General features: G+C 43.0%; 23 protein-coding genes. 8 read left to right on the top strand and 15 right to left on the bottom strand.

The window, feature by feature from the left end:
• Window positions 1-102: 102 nt before the first annotated feature.
• The gene (gene pplA, locus ACWODM_RS06490) at window positions 103-1,035 is read right to left on the bottom strand and encodes an extracellular electron transfer flavoprotein PplA (RefSeq protein WP_455320560.1); all 933 of its coding nucleotides are present in this window, start codon (window positions 1,033-1,035) and stop codon (window positions 103-105) included.
• A gap of 172 nt (window positions 1,036-1,207) precedes the next feature.
• Entirely contained in the window at window positions 1,208-1,792 is a 585-nt protein-coding gene (locus ACWODM_RS06485; protein ID WP_455320559.1) for a polymer-forming cytoskeletal protein, read from the bottom strand.
• Window positions 1,793-2,017: 225 nt separating this feature from the next.
• Here ACWODM_RS06485 and ACWODM_RS06480 point away from each other — a divergent pair, with 225 nt between their 5' ends.
• From ACWODM_RS06480 to ACWODM_RS06465, 4 genes are all read left to right on the top strand, one after another.
• Window positions 2,018-3,949 (top strand): NAD(P)/FAD-dependent oxidoreductase, encoded by a 1,932-nt coding sequence (locus tag ACWODM_RS06480; protein WP_455320558.1) that lies wholly within the window; start codon window positions 2,018-2,020, stop codon window positions 3,947-3,949.
• Between the two features lie 117 nt (window positions 3,950-4,066).
• Window positions 4,067-4,483 carry a NusG domain II-containing protein gene (locus ACWODM_RS06475; RefSeq protein ID WP_455320557.1) on the top strand — a complete coding sequence of 139 codons (417 nt, stop codon included), beginning with the start codon at window positions 4,067-4,069 and terminating at the stop codon, window positions 4,481-4,483.
• Window positions 4,484-4,493: 10 nt separating this feature from the next.
• Window positions 4,494-5,048, top strand: coding sequence for a Gx transporter family protein (locus ACWODM_RS06470; protein WP_455320556.1), 555 nt, complete (start codon window positions 4,494-4,496; stop codon window positions 5,046-5,048).
• Window positions 5,049-5,115: 67 nt separating this feature from the next.
• Window positions 5,116-6,102: a polyprenyl synthetase family protein gene (locus ACWODM_RS06465; protein ID WP_455320555.1), complete on the top strand. Its 987-nt coding sequence runs from the start codon at window positions 5,116-5,118 to the stop codon at window positions 6,100-6,102.
• A gap of 143 nt (window positions 6,103-6,245) precedes the next feature.
• On the opposite strand, the gene ACWODM_RS06460 is transcribed toward ACWODM_RS06465, so the two are convergent.
• The 3 genes from ACWODM_RS06460 to ACWODM_RS06450 all read right to left on the bottom strand — a co-directional run bounded on the left by ACWODM_RS06460 (window position 6,246) and on the right by ACWODM_RS06450 (window position 8,800).
• Window positions 6,246-6,881 (bottom strand): DNA alkylation repair protein, encoded by a 636-nt coding sequence (locus ACWODM_RS06460; protein ID WP_455320554.1) that lies wholly within the window; start codon window positions 6,879-6,881, stop codon window positions 6,246-6,248.
• A gap of 57 nt (window positions 6,882-6,938) precedes the next feature.
• Window positions 6,939-8,285 carry a glutathione-disulfide reductase gene (gene gor / locus ACWODM_RS06455; protein WP_455320553.1) on the bottom strand — a complete coding sequence of 449 codons (1,347 nt, stop codon included), beginning with the start codon at window positions 8,283-8,285 and terminating at the stop codon, window positions 6,939-6,941.
• A 62-nt stretch (window positions 8,286-8,347) separates the two neighbouring features.
• On the bottom strand, window positions 8,348-8,800 hold the full coding sequence (locus ACWODM_RS06450; protein WP_455320552.1) for a GNAT family N-acetyltransferase: 453 nt from the start codon (window positions 8,798-8,800) through the stop codon (window positions 8,348-8,350).
• Between the two features lie 125 nt (window positions 8,801-8,925).
• On the opposite strand from ACWODM_RS06450, the gene ACWODM_RS06445 reads away from it, so the two are divergent.
• Window positions 8,926-9,198 (top strand): hypothetical protein, encoded by a 273-nt coding sequence (locus ACWODM_RS06445; protein ID WP_455320551.1) that lies wholly within the window; start codon window positions 8,926-8,928, stop codon window positions 9,196-9,198.
• Window positions 9,199-9,283: 85 nt separating this feature from the next.
• On the opposite strand, the gene ACWODM_RS06440 is transcribed toward ACWODM_RS06445, so the two are convergent.
• From ACWODM_RS06440 to ACWODM_RS06410, 7 genes are all read right to left on the bottom strand, one after another.
• Window positions 9,284-10,525: a peptidase U32 family protein gene (locus ACWODM_RS06440; protein ID WP_455320550.1), complete on the bottom strand. Its 1,242-nt coding sequence runs from the start codon at window positions 10,523-10,525 to the stop codon at window positions 9,284-9,286.
• 32 nt (window positions 10,526-10,557) lie between these two features.
• Window positions 10,558-11,478 carry a peptidase U32 family protein gene (locus tag ACWODM_RS06435; protein ID WP_455320549.1) on the bottom strand — a complete coding sequence of 307 codons (921 nt, stop codon included), beginning with the start codon at window positions 11,476-11,478 and terminating at the stop codon, window positions 10,558-10,560.
• Window positions 11,479-11,762: 284 nt separating this feature from the next.
• A complete protein-coding gene (locus ACWODM_RS06430) occupies window positions 11,763-12,470 on the bottom strand; it encodes an HAD family hydrolase (protein ID WP_455320548.1) in 708 nt (235 codons plus the stop codon).
• Between the two features lie 13 nt (window positions 12,471-12,483).
• Window positions 12,484-12,789, bottom strand: a complete 306-nt coding sequence (locus ACWODM_RS06425) for a nucleotide pyrophosphohydrolase (protein WP_455320547.1) — start codon at window positions 12,787-12,789, stop codon at window positions 12,484-12,486.
• Window positions 12,790-12,976: 187 nt separating this feature from the next.
• Window positions 12,977-13,864 (bottom strand): caspase family protein, encoded by an 888-nt coding sequence (locus tag ACWODM_RS06420; protein ID WP_455320546.1) that lies wholly within the window; start codon window positions 13,862-13,864, stop codon window positions 12,977-12,979.
• A gap of 150 nt (window positions 13,865-14,014) precedes the next feature.
• On the bottom strand, window positions 14,015-14,884 hold the full coding sequence (locus tag ACWODM_RS06415) for an Rgg family transcriptional regulator (RefSeq protein WP_455320545.1): 870 nt from the start codon (window positions 14,882-14,884) through the stop codon (window positions 14,015-14,017).
• A 331-nt stretch (window positions 14,885-15,215) separates the two neighbouring features.
• Window positions 15,216-15,764, bottom strand: coding sequence for a hypothetical protein (locus ACWODM_RS06410; RefSeq protein ID WP_455320544.1), 549 nt, complete (start codon window positions 15,762-15,764; stop codon window positions 15,216-15,218).
• A gap of 141 nt (window positions 15,765-15,905) precedes the next feature.
• Between ACWODM_RS06410 and ACWODM_RS06405 the strand changes: the two genes are divergently transcribed.
• Complete coding sequence (locus tag ACWODM_RS06405; RefSeq protein ID WP_455320543.1) at window positions 15,906-18,032, top strand: glycoside hydrolase family 65 protein; 2,127 nt, start codon at window positions 15,906-15,908, stop codon at window positions 18,030-18,032.
• Window positions 18,033-18,128: 96 nt separating this feature from the next.
• On the opposite strand, the gene ACWODM_RS06400 is transcribed toward ACWODM_RS06405, so the two are convergent.
• Together ACWODM_RS06400 and ACWODM_RS06395 are read right to left on the bottom strand one after the other, a co-directional pair.
• A complete protein-coding gene (locus ACWODM_RS06400; protein WP_455320542.1) occupies window positions 18,129-18,734 on the bottom strand; it encodes an NAD(P)H-dependent oxidoreductase in 606 nt (201 codons plus the stop codon).
• Window positions 18,731-19,417: an NUDIX hydrolase gene (locus ACWODM_RS06395; protein WP_455320541.1), complete on the bottom strand. Its 687-nt coding sequence runs from the start codon at window positions 19,415-19,417 to the stop codon at window positions 18,731-18,733. Before ACWODM_RS06395 ends, ACWODM_RS06400 begins: the two co-directional genes overlap by 4 nt.
• A 198-nt stretch (window positions 19,418-19,615) precedes the next feature.
• On the opposite strand from ACWODM_RS06395, the gene ACWODM_RS06390 reads away from it, so the two are divergent.
• Together ACWODM_RS06390 and ACWODM_RS06385 are read left to right on the top strand one after the other, a co-directional pair.
• Complete coding sequence (locus ACWODM_RS06390; RefSeq protein ID WP_455320540.1) at window positions 19,616-20,764, top strand: cobalamin-independent methionine synthase II family protein; 1,149 nt, start codon at window positions 19,616-19,618, stop codon at window positions 20,762-20,764.
• Window positions 20,765-20,927: 163 nt separating this feature from the next.
• Window positions 20,928-21,086, top strand: a complete 159-nt coding sequence (locus ACWODM_RS06385) for a hypothetical protein (protein WP_455320539.1) — start codon at window positions 20,928-20,930, stop codon at window positions 21,084-21,086.
• Between the two features lie 333 nt (window positions 21,087-21,419).
• Here the strand turns inward: ACWODM_RS06385 and ACWODM_RS06380 are convergent, their stop codons facing one another.
• The gene (locus ACWODM_RS06380; protein WP_455320538.1) at window positions 21,420-24,482 is read right to left on the bottom strand and encodes a type I restriction endonuclease subunit R, EcoR124 family; all 3,063 of its coding nucleotides are present in this window, start codon (window positions 24,480-24,482) and stop codon (window positions 21,420-21,422) included.
• Window positions 24,483-24,693 lie beyond the last annotated feature (211 nt).

Raw genomic sequence — 24,693 nt, 5'->3', positions numbered from 1 at the left:
ACTTTTTGTTTATCATAGCCTGTTTTTTCTTCCTTGAAAAGAATTTTAGACAAAAGAAAAGGCTGAGCGATTCGCCCAGCCACTTTCCTAAATTGCTTGCTTTTAGTTTTGAGCGACAAAGTTGTCTACAGTAATGGTTGCTGTATCGCCTTTTTCTGCCGCATTGATCAATTGTTCTGCATAAAGAACAAAGGTATGGAAGCTATGAGTTGCTCCTGAAACCACTTCGATGTCTCCAGGCACACCCTCTTCGTCAGCCATTTGAGCTACGAATGACTCATTGAATTCTGGAATGAATTTTTCCGGTGAGTTGCCGGCTTTGTCTTCCATCATTTCGTTGTAGTTTTCGTCGTCTTTTTTAGATTCGCCTGCTTCATTCACGTTGTCATAGTTTGAAGCGACGATCTTGCCACCTTCAACATCGATCGAGAACACGACACGATAGCCGTTGCTGTAATTTTCTTGTTCAAGTGTATAGGTACCGTCTTTTAATTCTGCACCGTTATCGATTTCAATTGTTTCAGTGTTGCCCGCTTGCGCTGCTTGGATCAATTGTTGTGCATAATTTTGGAAGGAATGGAAGCTGTGAGTTGCCCCTGAAACCACTTCGATCGCTTCTGGATCTTGCTGCGCAACTAAGGCTTCATTAAATTCTGGAATAAATTTCTCCGGTGAATTGCCCGCTTTGTCTTCCATCATTGTATTGTAGTCTTCATTTTCTGTTTTCGATTCGCCTGCTTCGTTCACATTGTCGTACATTGAAGTTACGATCTGACCACCTTCAACGTCGATTGTGAATACGACACGGTAATCATTGCTGTAGTTTTGTTCTTCCAGTGTGTAGGTACCATCTACTAAGACAGGACCAGCTGCTGGTTCTTCAACTATTGTTTCTTCGGTACTCTCGACTACTTCAGATGTCGCTTCTGTGCTGTTGTCGGCGCTGCTATTGCTGTCATCGGATGAACATGCTCCTAATACGAGTGTTGTCAAAGCCAATACCGCAAAGCCTGTTACTAATTTTTTTGCTTTCATTTTCTCTCCACCTTTTACCCTAATACTTATTTTTTCACAAACTTATTTGTGATACATCTAACATTGTAATGGAAATTGAATGGAAGTCAATAGTTATTTGAAAATATTTTCACATAGTTTTTAGACAAAAAAAAACTCCCACCGTTTGTGGAAGTTTTTTGTGTTGATAAGCTTATTCAGCAACAGTTACATCGCCTGTTACAGAAGCACCCTCTTGATCAAGAACAGCTGAATCTTGTAGTTCTTGTGTGTCAAAAGTAATGTTTCCTTCTACAGTAGCTCCATTTAAAACAAAGCCTTCTGCTTTCACTTCGATGTCACCTACGACTGTTCCGTGTACGATGTTGAAGTTTGGTGATTCAACAACTAATTTCGGTGTAGTCAATGTGTATTCGGCTGTTACGTTACGATCTTCATCTTGATCATACAAGGCTAATTTGCGGTAAACATCCTCTGCGTCATCGCCTCTATTGTGGAATTCACCTGCAACAGTCACATCAGAATCAAATGTAACATCGTCTGTTAGAGCAATAATCCAGTTTCCGTCTGCGCTAAGTGCAGCTTCGATCACGTCTGCTTGATCGCTGATCGATGCCGTTGAAACAACATCTTCTTCAGATGCTTCTGTTTCGACAACTTCTGACGTTTCTACTGTTGAAGCATCTGTAGCAGAATCATCATCAGAACTACATGCAGCTAAAAGGCTCCCACTTACAAGTACCAACGCTGCTAATGATGCAAATTTGATTTTTTTCATGTAAACATCTCTCCTTTGTTTGTATCCAATCGTTACCTCTGATAACACCCATATTTTAGCACAATTTTCCCAAAAACAATAACCTTTTTCGTCCTTTCATTGCACAAAGATCTTTTTTTGTGAAATTTTTAAAAAAGTTTAGACAAATAAAGGAAATTTCTATATAATGAAGGAGATTGTGTAATTATTACTAATTTATTTTTTACTTATAAGGAGAGATTTACAATGTCTAAGAAAAACATTGTCGTTGTCGGTGCAGGGTACGCAGGGGTATCCGCAACAAAAGTTTTAGCCAAAAAGCTAAAAAAAGACAATGATGTGTCCATCACATTAATTGACCGTCACTCATACCACACTATGATGACTGAGCTGCATGAAGTCGCTGGTGGTCGTGTAGAACCGGATGCTATTCAATATGATTTGCAACGTTTGTTTGCCCGTCAAAAGAATGTGCAATTGGTCACTGATACGGTTACTGCGATCGATAAAGAAAACAAAGTGGTTCAAACAAAACTTGGTTCTTATTCTTTCGACTACCTTATTCTAGGAATGGGTGGCGAGCCGAATGACTTTGGAACACCAGGTGTTAAAGAAAATGGCTTCACACTATGGTCTTTCGAAGATTCACTACGTATTCGCGAACACATCTTGGCAACCGTTGCCAAAGCAGCGATCGAACCAGATGCAGCTGTTCGTAAAGCGATGTTGACTTTCGTTGTCTGCGGTTCCGGCTTTACTGGAATCGAAATGATCGGCGAACTGATTGACTGGAAAGATCGCTTAGCCAAAGATTTTAAATTAGATCCTAGTGAAATCACGTTGAAAGTCGTTGAAGCAATGCCGACGATCTTGAATATGCTAGGCCGCAACGATGCTGCCAAAGCTGAACGCTACATGGAATCAAAAAATGTTGACCTTGTCTTGAACGCACCGATCGTGGAAGTGGCTCCTGACCATATCAAATTAAAAGATGGTTCAGAGATCCCAACGCACACTTTGATCTGGACTGCGGGTGTCAAAGCAACTTCTGACGCTGCTGACTTCGGTTTGGAATCTGCACGTGGACAACGTCTGATTGCCAATGAATACATGCAAGCAAAAGGCTATGAAGATAAAAATATCTATATTATTGGAGATTTGGTGTACTACGAAGAATTCCCAAATACACCAACACCTCAAATCGTTCAAGCAGCTGAACAAACAGGACACACTGCAGCAAGCAGTATCGTGTCTGAGATCAAAGGCGGCGAAAAACACAAATTCAAAGGAAACTATCAAGGCTTTATGGTATCGATCGGTGCCAAATGGGGTGTAGCGAACTTGTTCAACAAGATCCACTTGAGTGGTTTCTTGGCGATCATCATGAAGCACATCGTCAACTTGAAATACTTCTTTGATATTCGTTCTGGCTACTATATGTTCCAATACTTGATGCACGAAATCTTCCACATCAAAGATGATCGTACAGTTGCCCGCGGACATACTTCTCGTTACGGTAACGTCTTATGGAGTGTTCCATTGCGTATCTTCTACGGTTTGGTTTGGTTCCTAGAAGCCTTCACGAAAATCGTTGGTGACGGTCAATGGTTGAAACCTAGCACTTGGTTCGGCGAAGGTTCTTGGTTCACTGGAAACAGTGTCTTCCCTTGGACTTGGGACTATGTAACGGATGCAGCAAGTGCTGCCAGCGGAACTGACGCTGAAAGTGCAGCAAGTGGTGTTGTCGATGCAGGTGCTGAAGCGGTTGAATCTGCTGCTCACTTTGGTCTAAGCTATGCTTACGGTCATGAGCCAATGGCAGTCCTTGATCAAGCACCTGACTGGTTCTCAAGCATCATGAAAGTCATGATGCCAAACATGGAAGTCGCTATGTTCTTCCAAAAAATGATGGTCTTCGTTGAGATCGGGATCGCATTGGCATTGATGGCTGGTTTGTTCACTTGGTTGTTCAGTGCTTCCACCATCGTCCTTGTTGTTACCTTCTGTCTATCAGGTATGTTCTACTGGGTAAACATCTGGTTCATTCCAGTTGCCTTTGCTTTGATGAACGGCTCTGGACGCGCGGTTGGTTTAGACCGTTGGGTAATCCCTTGGTTGCAACGTACACTAGGTAAATGGTGGTACGGTACACCGAAATCCATGTACGGATCAAAATAAATAAGAATTTCAATGGCTGGGACATCTATCTAAGGTTCCAGCCATTTTCAAAATGTTTATACAGTTTTTCCAGTTTATGCTAGAATGAAAAAGGAAATAATTAAAAGGAGGCCACTCATGAAAATCAAAGAATTTATCCAAAGCAGTCAGTTAAAACCATGGGATGGCGCGATCGTTCTACTCCTTATTCTTAGCTCTTTTTTACCGATCGTTATCTTTTCCTTTCAACAGACCGCGCACGCCAGTGAGAAGCAAGCGGTATTGCGTGTTGATGGCAAAGAGATCCGTTCCTTTGATTTGTACGAGGGACAGGAGCGCTATACTTTTTTATATGAAGATCCTCACGGCGACTACAATCTGATCGAGATCGAAGACGACCAGATCCGCATTCAAGAAGCTGACTGCGGTGACCAAATTTGCGTCCGCAGGGGTTGGGCTTCAAACAATGGCGAGACCATCGTTTGTCTGCCTCACCGAGTCGTGATTGAAATCCAAGCATTAGATGGGAGTGACATTGGCGATTTAGATTACTGATCGCCTGACTATGAATCGTTTACGAAAAATCATTTTTATCGCGTTACTCGTCGCGCAAGGCGTGATCATCGGTCTGATCGAGAACATGATCCCTTATCCTTTCGCTTTTGCTCCCGGTGCCAAACTTGGATTAGCCAATCTGATCACGATCATCGCCCTGTTCACGATGCCTAAGAAAGAAAGTTTTCTACTTGTTTGGATGCGTCTGATCTTAACCACGCTACTAGGTGGCACGGTCTCTACTTTTCTTTACAGTATGAGCGGCGCCCTCTTGAGTTACTTTGGGATGCTGCTTGTCAAAAAGCTTGGACCTAAAAGAGTCAGTATTATTGGCATCAGCGCGACCGGGGGCTTCATGCACAATGTTGGTCAACTAGTGACTGCTTCTTGGATCGCTCAATCTTGGACCGTCATGCTCTATCTGCCCGTGCTTTCCTTTCTAGGTATTCTGTCTGGAATCGCGATCGGGATCGCCGCGAATTATCTACTGCGGCAAGTCAGCACGCTGCGGCGTTTCCAGCTAGAGTACGAAGAGCAAACACAGGTGAAATGGCCGACGAAATGATCGACAAAGACGGCAAGCCACACCTTGACAAAAACTTTACTACTTTAACACGAACAAGGAGATTTTTATGAAAATTCATCCAATGTGGAAGGAGTACCCACAATTGCAGCCAGAGTTGTCGCAAACTCTGACTCTAATGGAAAAATCTATTCAACTGAAAAACAAACCCGTACAGCAAGCAATCTTAGACATGATTCAAGCCGGCGGTAAATTGTTGCGCCCTGCGTATCAGCTACTGTTTTCACAATTTGGACCGGAGCAAGACCGTGAAAAAGCCGTGGCTTTGGCCGCATCGATCGAGATGCTGCACACAGCGACCCTGATCCACGATGATATCGTCGATGAAGCAGACCTGCGCAGAAATCTAACAACGATCCGCTCGGCCTTTGGCAACAGCACAGCGGTCTATGCTGGAGATTACTTGTTCGTTTCTTGTTTCAAATTAATGGCGAATTACGCCAGCTCGATGAAAAGTCTGCAAAAGAATTCCCGTAGCATGGAGAAAATCCTTTCCGGCGAGCTGGGACAAATGGAAGATCACTACAAATTCGATGTGACGCTTGAGGAGTATTTGACAAACATCTCCGGCAAAACAGCCGAATTGTTCGCCCTCAGCTGCTCAATCGGCGCCCTGGAAAGCGGCACAAGTGCACTATTTGCTAAGAAAGCACAGGATATCGGTCACCAGATCGGCATGGCCTTTCAAATCATTGACGACATTTTGGATTATACCCAGTCAGCAGACGCGATCGGCAAACCCGTTCTGGAAGATGTCAAACAAGGCATCTACTCTCTACCGCTGATCTACGCCCTAGCAGAAGATCGGGCGGCACTTCTCCCACTACTGGAGAAAAAAGACGCCATGACGGCCGCAGATACCCTGCAGGTCCATCAGCTGGTCCATGACTTAGGTGGAGTAGCCAAAGCCCAGCAGTTAGCCACAGACTACACTGAGCAAGCACTCAAAAATATCCAAAAGCTGCCGGCCAATTCTTTGCAAACAAAAGAAACCTTGCTGGCGATCACTGAAAGCATCTTAACCAGAGAAAATTAAAAAAACGGCTCTGACAGAAGAGAAAAAAATACCCGAACAAGTAGAATGATTGTGCAACGAGGACCTACGAGACCTCAGAAACAATCTGCTACCGTTCGGGTATTTTACTGTTCAATTGACTTCTGTTCACAGCCGTTTTTTGGTTACTGACGCTGTTTGGCCACCTGCATTTCAATGAATAGCGGCAAATAGTTTGGCGTACAGTTTTTAGAGACGAAGTCATCCTTGTATAAGCCGGTCTCTTCTCCCAACTGGATGCACCGTGCCCGATAGGCTTCTTCAAAGATTCCGATCTGGGCAGCCGTGAAATTCATTGCCCACTGGACTGCAGGCACTTCTTCAACGATTCTTTCCTCGATCTTCTCCAACAAAAATGCCGTGTTTGGTGGTGGTGTTTGTCCCATCCAACGCAAGCGAGCTTGGTAATACCAAAACACTCGTCTTTGCAGAGGAGAATCACTGTCCATCCAGGATTCCATTAAGACGATCGTCTGCTTGCTTTTCATCAGCTGATTGGCCATTAGCCAGTCGATCAATTGCGTACTTTCTGATTCGTTGTAAGTCTGCATGTCTTGATCCAATACATCAATGACTTCCTGTGTGAGCTGTTTCTTGTCTAGGATCAAGAGGGCCAACTGACGGGCAGAATATTCTCCTGATGCCCAAAGCTCCATTGCTAACTCATGATTGGTTTTGAGGCTTTTTGCTAGCTTTCGCAAATCACCTAATTTGGTTGTGGGATCACTGATTTGTTGCAGGATTTCTTGCGCTTGTGTCATCTACTTGCTCTCCTGTCTGTTTGATCGTATTTTTGCTCGATATTTCTGAAACGAATGTTAGCGCATCGTGACAAATTCTTCTGAACCTGTTGGATGGATCGCTACCGTATTGTCAAAATCTGCTTTGGTGGCGCCCATTTTGATCGCAACTGCAAAGCCCTGTAGCATCTCATCGACACCCCGACCAATGCCGTGGAGTCCAATGATTTTTTCTTCCTTGCCTAAACAAACTAGCTTCATCTCACATTTTTCGCGGTAGTCATTCAAAGCAAAATACATGGGTGTGAAACGTGAACGATAGATCTTGATCTCGTCTTCACCATATTTTTCGATCGCCTCTTCTTCGGACAAACCAATAGTCGCAATCGGTGGATGGGTAAAGATCACACTAGGAATCAAATCGTAGTCCAAATACAGTTCGCTTTGGCCATTGAATAAGCGTTCCGACAAGCGACGACCTGCTGCGATCGCTACAGGAGTTAGATCGAGCTTGCCAATCACATCTCCTACTGAATAAATGCCCTCTGCCGTTGTGTTTTGAAATTTGTCGACTTGAACGAATCCTTGTTCAGTTAGTTTTACATCAGTGTTTTCCAAACCTAACTGATCAACATTTGGCTGACGACCACCAGCAAACAGCACACAGTCACCTGTCAATGTTTCCCCATTCTCAAAGGTCACTGTGTATAAGTCAGCCTTTTTCTCGATTTTTTGAGGAACATAGTGTGGATAAGTTTGGATGCCGGCTTCTTCGTAAATCTCCAGTAAATTGTCTGAAAGCATTTTGTCAAAGCTGCGCAAAGGTCGCTCTTTACGAAAAGCCCAAGAAACCTCACTGCCCAAACCGTGGATCACGCCTGCAATCTCTGCCGCAATATAGCCAGCACCTAGCACGACCATCTGTTTCGGCGCTACTGTCAGTTCAAAGAAACCGTTGGAATCGATCGCGTACTCGCCACCAGGAACATCCAGCTCAGAGGCTCTTCCTCCCGTAGCAATCAGAATGTTCGGTGCCGTGTATTTTTCTCCAGCAACTGTTACCGTATGGTTATCCACAAACTGTGCATAACCTTTGACCACTTCTACCTTGTTGCTGTCTAAGCCTCTTTGATAGGCACCATGAAGAAATTCAATGTATTTTTCACGCTTATCCACAAGCTCTTTGAAATTGAATGTTTCCACCTGTGGATAAATCCCGTAGCTTGGGGCATCTCGCTGAATCATTTCAAGCATGTCACTGGCCTGCCACATGACTTTTTTAGGCACACAACCCACATTGACACAGGTGCCGCCCAATTCATTGCCTTCGATCAGTAATACTTTGGCGCCGTGCATTCCGGCACGGTTCGCAGAGGCGATCCCTCCACTGCCGCCACCAATTACGATATAATCAAATGTTTTCACATGTTTTCCTCCTAGACTCTTTTTCTTCACGCTATCATTGACGGAACTATCCGTCAAGCATTTCAGATGTCTTGTGCCAAGCGCACCATATCTCTTAGAACCAAGCCATTTTCAATGATTGGTTCCGGATAATGACGGACAAAAAAATCACGGTCGATATGAGTCATCCGAAAGCCACATTTTTGGTAAAGATACAATTGCTCGACACCGGTACTGCCGGTTCCCACCTCGACGGTCTGGTACTGCCCGGCCTTAGCCTGTGACAAAGCTTCCTGAATCAGCTGTTGCGCGATTCCCTGTCCTCTGTATTCAGCCAAAACCACCAGATTGACGATCTCTAAGGTGGCTGGTCGTGTCGGTAACAATACCAAAACACCCACAAGCTTTTCATCAATAATGGCTTCCAAGACTGTCCCACGTTTGACATAGGCAGCGACTAACTCTTTGGCGGGATCTGCCTCTAAAAACAATTGATTATGAGCAGTAGTCAACTGCTTTGCTTTCTGAATCTTCATCACACCCGCTCCTCTCTTCTTTATTCTACAATGAAAGGCCTAGGAAACCAATCCTGCTCTTTTGTTACTTTTTCTTGACTTACCTTTGACTTTCTGACTATGCTAGAAGTGAAAGTGAGGGGATAATGATGCTCAACCATTTAGATACCTTTAGTACAATCGTTGTTGCTGGTATTTTTGTAACGTCCTTACTACTATTGATTGCTTTTCTCCTGCGTCTTACCAAAGGATTGTTTCTGGCTCGTTTGCCGGAGCAGTTCAAAAAAGACCGTTACGATCCTCGATTTGCCAAGGAAAGAAATGCTGGACAACGCTTCAGTGCGCTGGTTTTTCGCTACGTCCCGCCCTTTTTCGTTGCCTTTGCCCTGTTACAGCTCTTGTTGTTTATCTTCAAATAAAAAAGCGAAACTGCTGTAGTGAATCCCAAAAGTTAGATTTTTAGTCTAACTTTTGGCGTTCGCTACATACGCGCTTCGCTTTTTGCTATTTTTTCTTACGCATCATATCGCCTGGCTGAACTGACTGAGCAACCTTCATCGTGACGATCATCATAGGATTCGGTGCTCGATCGATCGATTCGCCTTCTTCATTAAGCATCGCTTCAACGGTTTGTTCAAAGTGATGGAAGCCTGGTCCATAAAATTCGATCTCATCGCCAACTTCAAATAAATTCCGTTGACGAATCGTTGCTATGTTTGTCTCTTCGTCGTAATTTAGCACTTCCCCAATAAATTTGTATTGAGGGATCTTGCGACGCTCACCGAACAGCTGCTCGTTCTCACTTGGTGTATTGTAGTAAAAACCAGTCGCTAGCTCTCTTTGTGCGACTTTCCACAATTCATCGACCCATTCTTGTTTGCAGACATAGTTTTCAGGATCTGCCATGTAGCTGTCAACGGCTGCCTTGTAGACATTGGCTACGGTGGAGACATAATGGATCGATTTCATCCGGCCTTCGATCTTGAAACTATCGACACCGTTTTGGATCAAATCAGGAATATGCTCAATCATCGACATATCTACGGCACTCATCGAAAATTCTTCGGCTACCGCGCCGTTTTCTGTCAAGCTGCGTCGTTCTGTCCCAAAAGGCATGTCAAAGAGATCGTATTTCCAACGACAAGACTGCGAACAACCGCCACGGTTCGCATCCCGCATCGACATATGGTTCGACAAGGTACAACGACCGGAATAAGAAATACACATCGCGCCATGAATAAAGGCTTCGATCTCCACGTCGGTATGTTTACGAATTTCTGCGACTTCTTCCATTGATACTTCACGTGCTAATACGACCCGTTCCAAACCTTCTTCTTTCCAGAATTCTAGGGTTTCATAATTGGTTGCAGACGCCTGTGTCGACAAGTGGATCGGCAAACCAGGTGCTTCGGTCGCACAGATCTCGATCAATGCTGGATCAGAAACGATCACAGCTGAGATCCCGACATCTCGCAGTTCACGGAAAAATTCTCCCGCCCCTTCCTGATTTTGTTCATGGGTCACCATGTTGGCCGCCACATAAACTTTGGCATCATGCGCTTTGGCAAAAGCGACGCCTTCTGCCATTTGTTCGTAGGTGAAATTTCCGGCACGACTCCGTAATCCATAGGCATTTCCGCCAATGTATACGGCATCAGCACCGTAATGGATCGCTGTTTTCAATTTTTCCAAAGTCCCAGCTGGAGCTAAGACTTCGGGACGTTTCAATGCTTGTTTGACTGTCATTTGAATGGCTCCTTTTACTTACTTTTCTCTATTTATTTGATTTTGTCTGGTTCGATATAATAAAAACCAGTCCCCAATTCACGATTTTCTGGATGTAGCGCTTGGATTTTTTGATATAATTCACTGGCTAAATCTGCGGACCATTCTGCTGACGCTACGGCTTGTTTGGCTTGCGCATATAGACGAGCGATTTCAACAAAAGCATTCCCCGGTGTAAAAATACCGTCTAGCTTCCATGTTTGGCAACCGGTCTCCTGTAGTTGCTCCAACTCTTTGACTAAACAGACGTCATTGCTGGCAAAAATATGGGTGCCGTGGCTGTCTTCAAAAATCGAATAGTGGGTCTCTGCTTTTTTCGGTTCCTGTAAGAACAGCCCCCGCTCTTTATTTTTCTCTTCATCCTGCTGGGTGAAATGATAATAGTTTTCCAATAACGGACGCTTCGACTGATGGATGCAAGTCGCACCATAAACTAGCACTTCGACCGGTACCTCGACTTTTTCCGCCAATGCTTTCATCTCTTCAAAGGGCACTTCTCGGGCTAAAACCGCACCGATGGCTCCTTTTTTAGCCCAAAAATTGATCTGACGCGAACTAGTGACCAGAGTCTCTCCATCATAAACGAAGGGCAGATCCCATTCTGGGTGCTTATTCAATACATAAACGACACCGGCATCTCCAACAGAGACTTTATCTACATTGATCTCGTGTAAAAAAGCTAAGTATTCAGGAAGTAGCTTCATTTTTTCCGGGTGCATCAGTCCATTGACCGCCACCATCGCTTGCTTGCCTGCCCCGTGAGCCAAGACAACCAGCTCTTTTTGCTCTTCTCTTGAAAAAGAATGTGGTAAACGCAGACCAAACGTCTCTTCACCAAAGAAAATCGTATCTGCGAAGGGCAGTATTTTTTTTGCTTGTGCTATCGATTCAACAGTTGTGATTAGTTCAATCATTTCGATACTCCTATACTTGTGTAAAATTTCCTTGCAACTCTATCATATTATCACAAGCAATCGGCTTTTCCAATAGAATTCGTGTAATTATTCACGATAATTTCACAAGTTTTTGATTTGTATTTCACATAAACATTCATTACTTTATCCAACAAAACTAGAGATAACGATCGACTATTCCTTATAGATTGCTTGATTTCTATTATTAAAAAATTTTAATTTGTGAAAATAAAAAATAATTATCGACGGTTATCCCGCGTACAAAAAAAGACAGACGTTGCCGTCTATCTTTCGGTAAATAATTTTTTGATCAGGGGAAAGACTGCTTGTTCTTTCGTCAGACAATGATCCTGTCTGGCAGGATTTTCCAAGGGTGCACGATTTCTGCGATTGAGCCAGATTACTTGCCAGCCAGAATCCTTGGCACCAATCACATCATTGGCATAGGAATCACCGATATAAGTCAGCTCGGCAGCCGGTACAGACAAACGCTCTTCGACCAATTGAAAAATCTCTTTGTTGGGTTTGGCCACACCGACTTCTGAAGAGATGAAAATATGTTCCGCTGGTATCCAGTTCGTCAGCTGCAGTTGATGGACTTTGCGCCATTGATGAGCGGTCGGTCCATTGGTGATGACCCCCAATGGAATCTGGTTGGTCAAGCAATGATCCAAGATTTTTCGCATGTCGTCAGTCAGTTCGATCTCTCCTTGGAAACGGGCGTAGTCGCTCTGGAAAGCCTGGGCTTCTGCGTCTGAGATTGTCCAACCAAACTCCTGACAAGCCTGCTGGATGCGATAGATGCGCATCTCCTCCATCGGAATTTCTCCGCGTTCTGACTGGTGGAACATGGCATCACTAAACTTACGAAAAGTCAGGTACAAGGCTTCCATATCTGTTACTGAAAAGTCAAAGTTTTTTTCTACAGACCGCTGAAAAGGCACCAGCTGGTCATACAAGGTGTCGTCCATATCAAAAATCAAGGGTTTCATAAGTGTCCTCCAATTATTTAGGGTCGATGGGATATTTGATGGCATTTTTTTCGATCTTTTCCTCAATGATCGTTGCCACATCCAAGCCCAGATTGTCTGTCAGCATCAAGGTATAGATCAGCACATCCGCAATCTCTTCCTTGATATTGTCTAGATTTTTTTCGATCGCTTCTTCAGAAGAAAGCCATTGGAAGTCCTCCAGCAGTTCTGCTGCTTCGATCGAGATCGACAAAGCCAAGTCTTTCTCATTGTGATATTGCCGCCAATTGCGGTCATCTCTGAATTGGTTGATTTGTTTCAATAAATTTTGCAGGGTCATCAGCGCTCCTTTGTCTTTATAAGTATCCTTCTATTCGCTTCAATCTCCAATTGATTTTGCATCGTCACACTGTTCCTAATTTTTTATATTAAGTGAGTGTCGCTTTTCTGGAAATTGTCTCTTCTATTATAGTATAGCTCAGTGGAAATGAAAAAACACCTTGACTGGCAAAGTGTTTTCATTCATTCTAATTTTTTCCAGAGATCCATAGATACCAGTAAGATTTCATCATTTGAAAAAACCTCTCTTCTTTTTTGGGTTTTTTTGGTTCAAAATACTGGTACTGTTCTAAATTGACCAGATTGCTCCTCTCAAAGTGCTGAAGATTGGATGGGGAATCCAACCTCTCTTGCTTGGCAATCTTGGTATGGGTACTTGGATGCTCAGAGGTGCTATTTTGATTGGTTTGGATTCTTCGCAACGATACCAATGTTTTGGTATTGGTATAAAACAAGGGCCGCTTTTCCTGAGCCTCTAACACCGAGTCCATGTAAGCATAGACCTTGCTAGGGGTGATCTCTCCCCATTCATTGGCTACTGCTGCTCCCTGCAGACCTTCTACAACTAATTTAGTAAAGCGACTGGTAGTTTCCGAGGCATCATAGATTTGATCATTCCACAACAGGGTCACTCCTTCATGAAAGACCTTTTCTGCATCCTGACAACTTTCTATAACCGGTCCGTTGTGACGGACATCCAGAATGATGATCTTATTTTTCGCCTTTGATTTGTTGGCGATCGCAAAGACATCATGCAAAGACAGTCCATCATCGTCTCTCATGCAGTCCGAGGTGATCAGATACCCTTCTGTTTGCCGAAAATAACCATAACCGGAATAATAGAAGAGAGCTGTCTCACAGTCTTTTGTAAACAAGTCTAGCAACGCGATCTTTAATTCCCTAGCCGAAATACGATGTGCTTCATCCTTTCCACTTAACACAGAAGTAGCAAAATTTTGTGTACCATCTCCATGATGCAGTAAGATATCTGCGACACGCTGGGCATCTGCCGTAGCATGGGACAACATAGGACGGGTATCATAGTAATCCAGTCCAGCGATCAACGCTCTCCTCATCGTTCTCTCCTCCTTTACTCTGTTCATAAAATTACTTTTGCAATCATTCTTTAGTTTACCGTTTATTTTCTATTGTACCGAAAAAGGCTGCGCATAAAGCAAAAAACACCGCATACGAACTTGATGTTCGTATACGATGTATAAAAAAGGTTATTGTAAGGCAAAATCTACCTTGAACATTTTTTCGATATACAACAATAACTCATAATTCATTTGATAATGCTGACGAGAAGATAAAAATTCACAAACTTGGAGAGCCTGACGTACTTTTTCCTTTCCTTGTTCGTTTCCTCTGATCGTGTCCCAGATACCGTTCAGTAACAATCTCAAATTTTTCTCAAAATACATGTCCTCTTCCAAAAAGAATTCATCCAATCGTTCCAAATATTTCCAAGCGAAGCTCCGTTGATTGTTTTGAATAAAGTAGACGATCGCATTGGAGAGCATTCGGAAGCTTTCACTTTTTCCATCGCGACTGTCTTTGTATACCGAGAGACTGATCAGCGCTCGCTCCAGGATCATCTCCACGAACTCTGGTGTGAAGGCATACATACAATTATTGAAAAGCACCAATTCATAGTGCGTCCAGGTTTGCGCGTTAATCAGATATTGGTAAACATCTGAATCTCGTACATCGATCTCTTGATTGTTCAAGCGGGCAGCCAGGATCTCACAGAGGCTGATCAAATGTTCTTCGCGTTTGGAAAGCATGCGTTCCTTGGTTCGGCAAAATTCAGCGATTCGCTGCAGCTCAGCAGTGTCTCGGCTCATAAAGGCAACGATCATTTCTTTCATCATCCGATGAATGGCATTGGTTTCTTCTGGGTAGTTAAAAATTTTCAGCTCATCGTAATCCAGATTGATGCGTTGTAGGAAATAAGTGAATTTAGTGATCGTAGTATCTGCCGTATTTTTGACAAAACGCTCGTAAACAGAGCGACTAACTTCGTCGCCACAAACTTCTGCAATGGAAATACCCTTTTGTTTCCTTACGCGTTCAACAATTTCCCAAACTTCCATGCCACTCTCTCCTTTATTCTCAATTGATTGCCTCTTAAACGACTAAAAAAATTTTTTTAAGCGGTGTTTGGTCACCTTTGCAACATTCCACGTTATCATTTACTTAAGAAAACAACAACCGAGGAGGTGAGCACTATGTGGTGGTGGATCTTACTTAACTTCTAGTCGCTATCGGACCCTATAGTGCCAATTGATTTATTTTATGCTCTAATCATAGCATCTAATCAGAATTTGTCATCTTTTTTAGACAGACAATGTCGTAAAAATAAAAAAGATCCAATGAATCGTTCTCATTGGATTATTTTTTATGTTCTGCGGTTGTTCGCTAGCCTTACATTTCATACACCGGTTGCATGCTGCCCTCGACATCGACAAAGTATTGCTTCGGTTTGAATTCATTTTGATAGACATTGACGGTCCCGTCCAAATACGGCAGCGGATCGTAACGCAGAATCCGACTCTTGAACAAATAGGTGTCTCCGCGGTCGTCTGTATACGAGCAGGTGAGGTAGCGTTTATTTTGATAATTGACCTGCACCGAAGAATATTCCAGATTTAAATTGTGGCAGACGATCGGCTGTTCCATTTCCTTCAAGCGCTGGTCGCGATTATTTTTGATGATTCGACGAATGAGGACGATCCCTCCGATCAGCACCAGAATCAGCGCCGGAATACCAAATGCCAAGAGAAAAATGCGGCGAAACATCTGTAAATTCTCCTCATTGTAAGGCATGGGCACACCATTCAGCGTAAAACTAAAATTGTGAGGTCCAAACGGCACGACCTGCATCACAAAGGCCGGTATCATGAAGAGAACTCCCATAAACAGCAACAAATAGCCTACCCAGTCGAAATTGTAGTAGACACTTTTCTTTCTCATTTGCTTTCCCTCCTTCTTTATCATGACTCCTTATAGTCATTTTACCTGATTAGCTATGAAAAGAACAAAAAAACAGGCTATGTTCTCTTGCCAGACCGTGCTAAACTGAAGGCAAAGCACTCACTACCAAGGAGGGACACCATGAAGTTATTTATCAACGACTACGACAAAGAAAGTGTGGAGAAAGCCGAAAGCCTCTTTTTCAACGGCAACGGGCATCTAGGCATTCGTGGCAGTCTAGAGGAAGACTACTATGATTATTATGCGACCAACCGGGAAACCTATATCAACGGCTTTTATGACACCAAAGAGATCCAATACCCAGAAAAAATGTTTGGTTTTACGCCTACAGGTGAATCGATGATCAGTGTGATCGATGGTCAGACGACCTTGATCACGATCGGCGATGAACGCTTCCGCATCAATGAGGGTACGATTCGTGACTCAAAGCGCTATGTTGATATGAGCCAAGGAGTGACGGTCCGCGAATTGACTTGGACTTCTCCTTCACAAAAAACGACTCGGATCACAATAACACGTCTGGTTTCCTTCGTACACAAAAATCTATTTCTGCATAAATTCGATTTTGAACGCGTCGATCATCAGGAACCAATCACCTTGGAAACACACTTGAACATCGCCCCGATCCGGTCGATCGACAAAGACGATCCTCGCATGAGTCATGAGCTGACCAGCGTCGAAGTCACCGCCGTCGATCTGGTGCAGCAAAGTTGTCAGTTCCAGACCCGACAAGCCCTGCTGCCGGCAGAAGTCAAATGGCAACTCAATGTGCCCCATACAGCTGAAAAGACGGCAGAACGGATCCTTCTACAGTCAACGCTCGCTTCAGAGAGCTACGTCAAAATCTTGAGCTATGCACGTCAAGGAGAAGAACATTCTGGACTGGAACTAACCTTTGACGAAGTCTTGGAGCTACAGAAAGCCTATCTGGCAGATTTTTGGCAGGATGCGCAGATCCGGATCGTCAGCGAGGCGGACTTGGAGGAGAGTGTCAATTACAGCTCTTACGCCTTGTTGCAATCATTGGGAACCGATGGCAAGACCAGCATTGCTGCCAAAGGCTTGAGTGGTAGTGGCTATGAAGGACATTATTTCTGGGACACTGAAATGTTTATTTTCCCCGTCTTCCTACACCTTCAACCAGAGCTGGCCAAAGCAATCTTGAGCTTTCGGATCAATACTCTGGAGGGCGCTCGGAAAAATAGAGAACTTTTTGGCTATCAGCAAGGGGCTCTTTATCCTTGGCGCACGATTTCCGGCAGTGAATCCTCGGCCTTTTTTGAGGCGGGATCCGCACAGCATCATATCAATGCCGACATCGCCTATGCCTTTATTCGCTATTTCCAATATACCGATGACTTTGAACTGATGCTCAACGGTGGACTAGATGTGTTGGTCGAGACCTCACGCTTGTTTCTAGAGATCGGTTATGAGAAAAACGGTCGTTTCCATCTCGATAAGGTGACCGGACCCGACGAATACACGGTACTGGTCAACGACAATTACTACACTAATCGGATGGTGGGACACCAGCTGGAATGGACCGCCAAGATTGCGAGAACACTCGCAGCAGAACAACCACAAGCCTATCAAAAACTGGTGGAACGTCTGCATTTGACTGAAGAAGAACTGTCAGAAATGATCCGTTGCAGCCAAATCATGGAACAACCTTTTGATGAAACACTGGGGATTTTGGCGCAAGACCGCGATTTCTTGAACAAAGCCCACTGGCCCTTCAGCAAAGAAGAGACCCAGTATCCCTTGCTACTAAACTATCATCCGCTCGTGATCTATCGCTACCAGATCGCCAAACAAGCCGATGCTGTCTTAGCACTGATGCTGTTTCAGGATGAATTTGATCCCGAGACCGTTCGCAAAACCGTTGAATACTATGATCAGGTGACCACACACGATTCTTCTCTGTCTTATTCGACCTTTTCCATCGTTTACAGCCGACTGGGCGAGCTAGAAAAAGGCTACCGCTACTTTTTGGAAAACGCGCGGATGGATCTGGACAATCTGCATCACAATACCAAAGACGGGATTCATACGGCTTCCATGGGCGGCACCTTCCTATCGATCGTTTATGGCTTTTGTAATTTGACGATCAAAGACAATAGCCTGCAGATCGAACCCCATCTGCCAAAAGAGATCCGCGAGATCCACTTGCCAATCCAGTTTCAAGGAAAATCCTATTACATCCACGTCACCCAAGACGAACATTGGATCGAAATACGGACCAATTAAAGACAAAAATATCCAAACAGTAGAAGAATGGTTCCTTCTAACTTGTTTGGATATTTTTGTTTTGCTTTTACTGATGACATCGTTCCTTTGTGCGTGCTATATTTTTTCTTCGATCAAGCGTTCTGTTGCTGTCAAATAGTTTTCCAGTTCCTCACGAGAAAGATAGGGAACCCGTCCGTAAAACACATGGTCGACGATCTCTACGTCGATACTGTTGAACAGCCATTCAGAGGTCAAGGTCTTGATCGCTCTTGTCAATTTAGTCTCTTCCCCCTCCAGATTCTGCGGCTGACCAGTCGGTGTCAAAAACAGCGCCCGTTTGCCGGCAAATCGTTTTCTCGGTTCATCCGAAGTAAAGCTGTAGGCAAAACCATGCTGGAAGACCCGATCGATGTAGCCCTTCATGATCGCTGGCATGCCATTCCACCAGATCGGGAAAAGATAGATCAACAGATCGCTTTCCATGATTTTTTCCTGCTCTTTTTGGATCTCTTCCGGATAGGTATCGTTCTCCCGAACAAAAGCGCCCTCTGCAGTATAGATCATGTCTGGTCCCTGCAGGATTGGATCAAAACCCATTTGATACAGGTCTCTGACCTCCACCTCGATGTGCTTCTTCTCCAATGCTGCAACGACTCTTTGCAGTAGTGCATGAGAAAAGCTTTCCTTTCGGGGATGTGCGTAAACGATCAGTGCTTTCATGGTTTCTTGTCCTCCTCTTTTTCGATTGCTTGTAGCTGTTGCATCAAATGATAAATGATTTTGGCAGTGATCCCCCAGATCATTTTCTCTTGGTAACGATACACATAGACCTTATGCCGTGCCGCACCCCAAGGTTCATGGTAGATTGACGGCAGATTCAGTGTGTCCGACGGTAAAAAGATTTCCTTTTCTCCAGTCTCACGATCGATGGCATAGGGATGGACCCGAACTTCACAGTTATAGAGCTCCGGCTCGTTTTGCAGGAAGTAGGCGACCGGTACGGTAAAAACTTCGGCGACCTCCGATTCACTGATCTGAAAATGCTCCAGCTTTTCATGCACGATCCCCAGATAAGCATGGACCAGCATGCCTGTTGGTACGATCTGCATACCCAAATTTCCCAACAATTCGATCGTTTCTTTGGCACAGCCTAGTTCTTCGCAGGTCTCACGAATAGCGGTCATTTTCGGCGAGTGATCGGTCGCGTCAATCTTGCCACCTGGAAAACAGACCTCGCCTCCTTGACGAATCTGTGGGGCTCGTTTTTCAAAAACAAAATGGTATTCCCCCTCGATCCAAAGCAGGGGCACCAAAACGGCAGATTGCAGATACTCTGCCATGTCAGTGAGCGGCGGTAAATCAGTCAGTGTTTTTTTGAGCTGCTTCAATTGTGTTTGCTTCATAAGGGACCTCGCTGTTTCTCTTTTAGTGACAGAATGATTGATTTTCATATCTATTATAGCAAGAAATCAGCGCAAAAAAGAAGAACGGATTGTTCGGTTATAGATTTTATCTATTACCATTCCCAAATAAAATGTATTATCTATTCTATTTGTTTCTTGCTAGAATGGGTTCACGACTTAATTTTGGAGGAAACAGACATGACAACAGATAAATTTCAATTAGTAGGCTCTCTTTTGCGCCCTCATGACTTATTAGATTATAAAAATAAAATCGAACTCCGTGAAGATATCCAATATCCTTTTTACGAAGCCTTCGATGGCTATCAAGAAACAGAAGCCGCTTCGATCCAAAACGTGATTGCTGATCAAAAAGCACACGGTCTAACCGTCCTGACAGATGGCGAGCATGGACGTTCTATGTGGCATCTGGACTTCCTTTGGGGCTTGGATGGTGTTGAGCGCTACATCGCTGATCAAGGCTATGCCTTTGAAGATCTGGACGGCGGACATTTTGAGACCCGCAAGGACATCGGCATTCGCATCACTGCTCCTTTATCCGGGAAAAACCATCATTACTTGAACCTCTACAAAGAAACGAAAGCACAAGCCGAAGACCGCGATGTCAAAATCACTGTCTGGGGAGCTGCCCATGCCTTTACAGAATTGACCGTCTTTAATGATCTTGTTGGTGAAGGACAAGTCTATGCAAACAAAGACGAGCTACGAGCAGGCCTAATCAATGCCTACAAAGAATTTTTGACAGAATACAAAGAAGCTGGCGGAGAAATCGTTCAGTTCGATGATTGCTTGTGGGAGCTATTCGCAGAAGACAACGACAAGAGCTTCTTTGCTGCAGGGAACGGCGGACTGGAAAATCTAGCCGACGAATTCGTCGCGATCAACAATGAAGTAGCAGATTTTGCCCATGAATTAGGTTTGAAGGTCTGGACACATAACTGCCGTGGAAACTACCAAAGCCGTCACGCAGCTAGTGGAACCTATAAAGCAATCGCGGAAAAATTTCTACGCGATCAGCATTATGACCGCTTCTTCTTAGAATGGGACGACGATCGTGCCGGTGATATCTCGGCACTGGAAGCCTTGAAGGATCGACCAAATGTCGAAGTCGTACTTGGCTTATTATCCAGCAAGACCTCTACACTGGATGATGAACAACGCGTGATCGACCTGCTGGACAAAGCCAGCGAGATCCTGCCAAAAGAACGTCTCTTCCTTTCACATCAATGTGGCTTTGCTTCTTGCGACTGCGGAAACGAATTGTCTACCGAGCAGCAATGGGCGAAAATCGACCAAGGACAAAAAATCGCTGCGGCGTACTGGGGATAATCTAATTAAAAAGACTCTGCTTTTGCTGAAGTTTCAGTAAAAACGGAGTCTTTTTTTGTAAAAATATTTTCAGAACAGACTTATTTTTTAGAAAAACAATCGATTGAGAAATCAATGACTTTCAGACAATTTGTTATTCTTTTGAAGAGGAGAGGAATAGGCAATGAGTTATGTGGTGAAAATACAAACTACCTGCGGAGAAGTCAAAGAAAAGACCTTTCCAACCTATCGAGAGTCACTATGCTACGCCACGAATTACCGACGAGTAAAAATCAGTCAGATCCTTCAAGACAAGAAAGTGATCAACGAGTTTCATTATTAGTTTATTGGTTGTTGGTTTCTCAAATATTCTCTGTACGAAACGACCGCCTGTGGGATTTAGGCGGTCGTTGGTTGGTTTGTGGGGTTAATGAGTTGTGGGTTGAATTTTTTGAGTAACATTTTATTACTAGAAAATATTAGGAACTACTAGAAATACTAGAAACTTTTTTCTAGTAAAGCAGTGATAGCTGTTTTCGAGTAAGCTTTGTAGGGAACTTCTTTGGAGTGGTATTGTCGTTCTCCCTGCTACTTGCTTGTTTTTAGATGATTATATAAAAACTGATAGTAAAGCTAAATAACTTTACTATCAGTTTATTCAGCTTTTCTAATTCATTTACCTATCCCTCAAAGGCAATATTTCATTTTTGACCATTTTTTCAAAATCTGAGCGGACATTCTTCCAATACCTCAGTTTAGAAACTGGATCTTCCACGGTTTGCTTGTAGTGCTCATAGTCAGCAGAACTTTTCATCTCGTTTTCGCCACTCTGTTTTTTCTTCTTAGGATTATAATTCAGAGCAACATACGCCGCAGCATCCTCTTCCACAGACCATTTCTGAGAAAAATCTTGAATGGCTTGGTATTCGGTCTCTTGTCGCATGTTTTCTAAAATAAGTGACACATTTTGATCTCGATAATTCTCTGGATTCAGTTGGATATCATCCCATAAATGTTTCACTAATTCTGCTAATTTCGCATTGTTTTTAGCTAAATCATCAATATAACGACTCACTTCTAGAGAAGCCTTTACATCTTCTCGCGCAACTAATTCATATTCATCATCTCCACTTGGTACAAAGGCTTGGATAAGCATCAAAATATACTCATAATTGATATTTTCCGTCTTAACAGACTCTAATTCATATTCAATATCAATTTCAATCTCTATACCATCAGGTTCATCAATCAGCTCTCTAATTCGCTCTAAAGCATTATGATATTTACCTGAAAACTCCTCTACTTCGCTAAATTCAATTGGAAAAATAGTTCCCAATTGCTCAGAATCATAGTCTGTATAGACTTGAACTGCAGTGAACGTTTTATCTAGTCGTTGATAAGCTTTAACAAACTTTTTCAACTCTGCCAAACTCATACGATCAATATCGACCTGTCTTGGAGAAGGTGTTGCTTCTTTTAACTCTCTAATTGCCTCTATAAAAGCAGCTTTCGCCTCATCCCAGTCGGGAGCCAATACTTCACTTTCACCACCGTTTGAATAAAGAACTAGTGCGTCCTTTACTTTCTCTTCAAAAGTTTGAGGCGTTTGAAACGTGACAATTTGTCCATATTTTTTAGTTTTATCAAATAAACGATTGGTTCTTGAAAAAGCCTGAATCAAATCATGGGGTTGCATCGGTGGTCGATCAATAAACAACGTCGACAAACAAGGTGCGTCAAAGCCTGTTAATAATCGATCAACGACAATAACCAAATCAAGCTGCTCTGAGCGTGCCTGGTATTTCTCTTTTTTGCGAGCCAAACGGTCATTCACATTGCGATTATAGCCACGCATGGTGTCAATCTGATAACTCGTTCCAAACTCTTGATTATAAATCTGTAGCGCTTCTTTCATCTTATCCTGATTCATCACTGACACTTCTTCATTCTCTGAGATTGAATAAGTAATCGCTACTTTCGGGAAGTCAGGCAACACACGTTTTGTCTCCTCATCAATTTTTAAAGAGGTCTCGCCTTTCTTTACTTTCTGAATTAAGTCAAAATAACGTTGTGCTTGCGCAATTGAGGAAGTTGTTAAAAGTGCATTGTAGGTTTGCCCCACACCTTTTGTAAACCCAAGCTTCTTTCTAGACTTGTTTAAAATCGAATCTAGAACTTCCAACATATGCCGTTCATCTTCATAAATTTTTTTAGGTAAATGGGCTTCTTTTTCTGCTAATCCTAGTAAATCAACATCTAAATCTCCGTTTGCATCTGACGCAAGAATCGCTTTATCTAGTTGCTCTTCAGAAAACGTCGATTTATATTCCACTTGAAAGCCCAAGACTGCATTGTCATGAATGGCTTCCTTAACGGTGTATTCATGCAATCGTTCTCCGTATTGTTGTTCGGTCGTGCGAGGCAAGTCGCCCACTGCTTTTTTTGCATTTTCAACAAAAATTGGTGTCCCTGTAAAACCATACCAAAGGGATTGTACAAAAAATTCTTCTATTTCTCTTTTTTTCGCTGAACTGACTGCACGATGACACTCGTCCACGACAAAAGCAATTTTTGACTGTGCTAGTTGCTCATATAGCTTCGTTCCCACTTGATTCACGAAACGGTGCATGACATAGTTTAATTTTTGAATAGTTGTCACGATCACATTACGATCTTCAGATAATAATTTCTTAATCAAATCATTTACATTATCTGTTTCGTCAATTGCAATCACATCATTTTCAGCATAGGACGTAAAGGAAGTCGTCGTTTGTTGATCCAAATCCACTCGGTCGACGATAAAAATTGTTTTGTTTATCGAAGGAATCTGCAAGAGATTTCGAGCGACTTTGTAAGACGTCAAAGTTTTCCCAGAACCGGTCGTATGCCAGATATAACCAGATTTATGTTGACCAGATGCTTTTTTGACTGCTTCAATTGCATGAATTTGATAAGGTCTGAGTAAAATCAAAGCTTTCTTCTCATTATCAATTACTGTGTATTGCGTCACCATTTTATGCGCCATCGGAATAGACAACACATCTTGTGTAAACTCGAGATAATCGGTGACTGGTTGATTCTCTTCATCGACCCATTTCGTTAAAAATTGTTCGTTCAACTTGGTATCCTGTGCAGAAGCAATATACCTCGTATCTGTTCCATTGGTCACGACAAACATCTGTACAGATGAAAAAATCCCAGTAAATTTTCCTTCTTTCAAATACTTTTTAATTTGACGAAAAGCATCCATATACGGATGAGAACGATTTTTCAACTCAATATGAATCATCGGCAGACCATTAATCAATAGCGTCACATCAAAACGACGATTTGCATCTTGTATCGACCGTTTGTCCGACTTGAATTGATTAATGACCTCGTAAGAAGAAATACCCCCAGCGATATCTTGACGATTAATCACACGCAAGCGAATCGTTCCTAACTTGGCATCCTCACGTTGAACTTCAACTTTTGCTACACCATTTTCTCCAGTCAACCAGATCGCCGCTTTATAAAAACTAGAAAAATTTAACTGGTTTTGAATTTGGCGAAATTCTTGTTCAGTTAAAGGAACACCTTGTAGTACATCCTTATTGTTCACCTCTAGCTTTTGACGGAAATTCTCCCATAATTCTTCTTCTGTATGTAAATCCTTGCGATAAACCCATTGTGAGTCTCCATTGATCAAGGATTGGACTAAATTATTTTCAAGAATTTGTTCCGCTGTAAAACGCGCCATGTAAACACCTCATTTTTAGTAAGTATTAAATAAAGTATAGCATAGAAAGAGGGATGAAAGCGTTGAAAATTAAGAGATACGGTTGATTGGGAACAGCGTAGGTTGGGAGAAATAGCTCCTCTACGTGGTGGTTTCGCATTTAAGGGTGGAAGTTTCAAGAGTAGTGGCGTACCAATTGTTAGAATTTCAAATATTTTATCAAGCGGCATAG

The organism is Enterococcus olivae (assembly GCF_053760925.1).
This window is presented reverse-complemented; position numbering and strand designations above follow the sequence as displayed.

Excerpts from the sequence above, each read along its gene's own strand:
- ACWODM_RS06475 (WP_455320557.1), top strand. The coding sequence starts at position 4,067 with ATGAAAATCAAAGAATTTATCCAAAGCAGTCAGTTAAAACCATGGGAT.
- ACWODM_RS06405 (WP_455320543.1), top strand. The coding sequence starts at position 15,906 with ATGAAGTTATTTATCAACGACTACGACAAAGAAAGTGTGGAGAAAGCC.
- ACWODM_RS06385 (WP_455320539.1), top strand. The coding sequence starts at position 20,928 with ATGAGTTATGTGGTGAAAATACAAACTACCTGCGGAGAAGTCAAAGAA.
- ACWODM_RS06390 (WP_455320540.1), top strand. The coding sequence starts at position 19,616 with ATGACAACAGATAAATTTCAATTAGTAGGCTCTCTTTTGCGCCCTCAT.
- ACWODM_RS06480 (WP_455320558.1), top strand. The coding sequence starts at position 2,018 with ATGTCTAAGAAAAACATTGTCGTTGTCGGTGCAGGGTACGCAGGGGTA.
- ACWODM_RS06420 (WP_455320546.1), bottom strand. The coding sequence starts at position 13,864 with ATGAGGAGAGCGTTGATCGCTGGACTGGATTACTATGATACCCGTCCT.
- ACWODM_RS06440 (WP_455320550.1), bottom strand. The coding sequence starts at position 10,525 with ATGACAGTCAAACAAGCATTGAAACGTCCCGAAGTCTTAGCTCCAGCT.
- ACWODM_RS06425 (WP_455320547.1), bottom strand. The coding sequence starts at position 12,789 with ATGACCCTGCAAAATTTATTGAAACAAATCAACCAATTCAGAGATGAC.
- ACWODM_RS06395 (WP_455320541.1), bottom strand. The coding sequence starts at position 19,417 with ATGAAGCAAACACAATTGAAGCAGCTCAAAAAAACACTGACTGATTTA.
- ACWODM_RS06430 (WP_455320548.1), bottom strand. The coding sequence starts at position 12,470 with ATGAAACCCTTGATTTTTGATATGGACGACACCTTGTATGACCAGCTG.
- ACWODM_RS06400 (WP_455320542.1), bottom strand. The coding sequence starts at position 18,734 with ATGAAAGCACTGATCGTTTACGCACATCCCCGAAAGGAAAGCTTTTCT.
- ACWODM_RS06465 (WP_455320555.1), top strand. The coding sequence starts at position 5,116 with ATGAAAATTCATCCAATGTGGAAGGAGTACCCACAATTGCAGCCAGAG.
- ACWODM_RS06470 (WP_455320556.1), top strand. The coding sequence starts at position 4,494 with ATGAATCGTTTACGAAAAATCATTTTTATCGCGTTACTCGTCGCGCAA.
- ACWODM_RS06435 (WP_455320549.1), bottom strand. The coding sequence starts at position 11,478 with ATGATTGAACTAATCACAACTGTTGAATCGATAGCACAAGCAAAAAAA.
- ACWODM_RS06380 (WP_455320538.1), bottom strand. The coding sequence starts at position 24,482 with ATGGCGCGTTTTACAGCGGAACAAATTCTTGAAAATAATTTAGTCCAA.
- pplA (WP_455320560.1), bottom strand. The coding sequence starts at position 1,035 with ATGAAAGCAAAAAAATTAGTAACAGGCTTTGCGGTATTGGCTTTGACA.
- ACWODM_RS06415 (WP_455320545.1), bottom strand. The coding sequence starts at position 14,884 with ATGGAAGTTTGGGAAATTGTTGAACGCGTAAGGAAACAAAAGGGTATT.
- ACWODM_RS06445 (WP_455320551.1), top strand. The coding sequence starts at position 8,926 with ATGATGCTCAACCATTTAGATACCTTTAGTACAATCGTTGTTGCTGGT.
- ACWODM_RS06450 (WP_455320552.1), bottom strand. The coding sequence starts at position 8,800 with ATGAAGATTCAGAAAGCAAAGCAGTTGACTACTGCTCATAATCAATTG.
- ACWODM_RS06410 (WP_455320544.1), bottom strand. The coding sequence starts at position 15,764 with ATGAGAAAGAAAAGTGTCTACTACAATTTCGACTGGGTAGGCTATTTG.
- ACWODM_RS06485 (WP_455320559.1), bottom strand. The coding sequence starts at position 1,792 with ATGAAAAAAATCAAATTTGCATCATTAGCAGCGTTGGTACTTGTAAGT.
- ACWODM_RS06460 (WP_455320554.1), bottom strand. The coding sequence starts at position 6,881 with ATGACACAAGCGCAAGAAATCCTGCAACAAATCAGTGATCCCACAACC.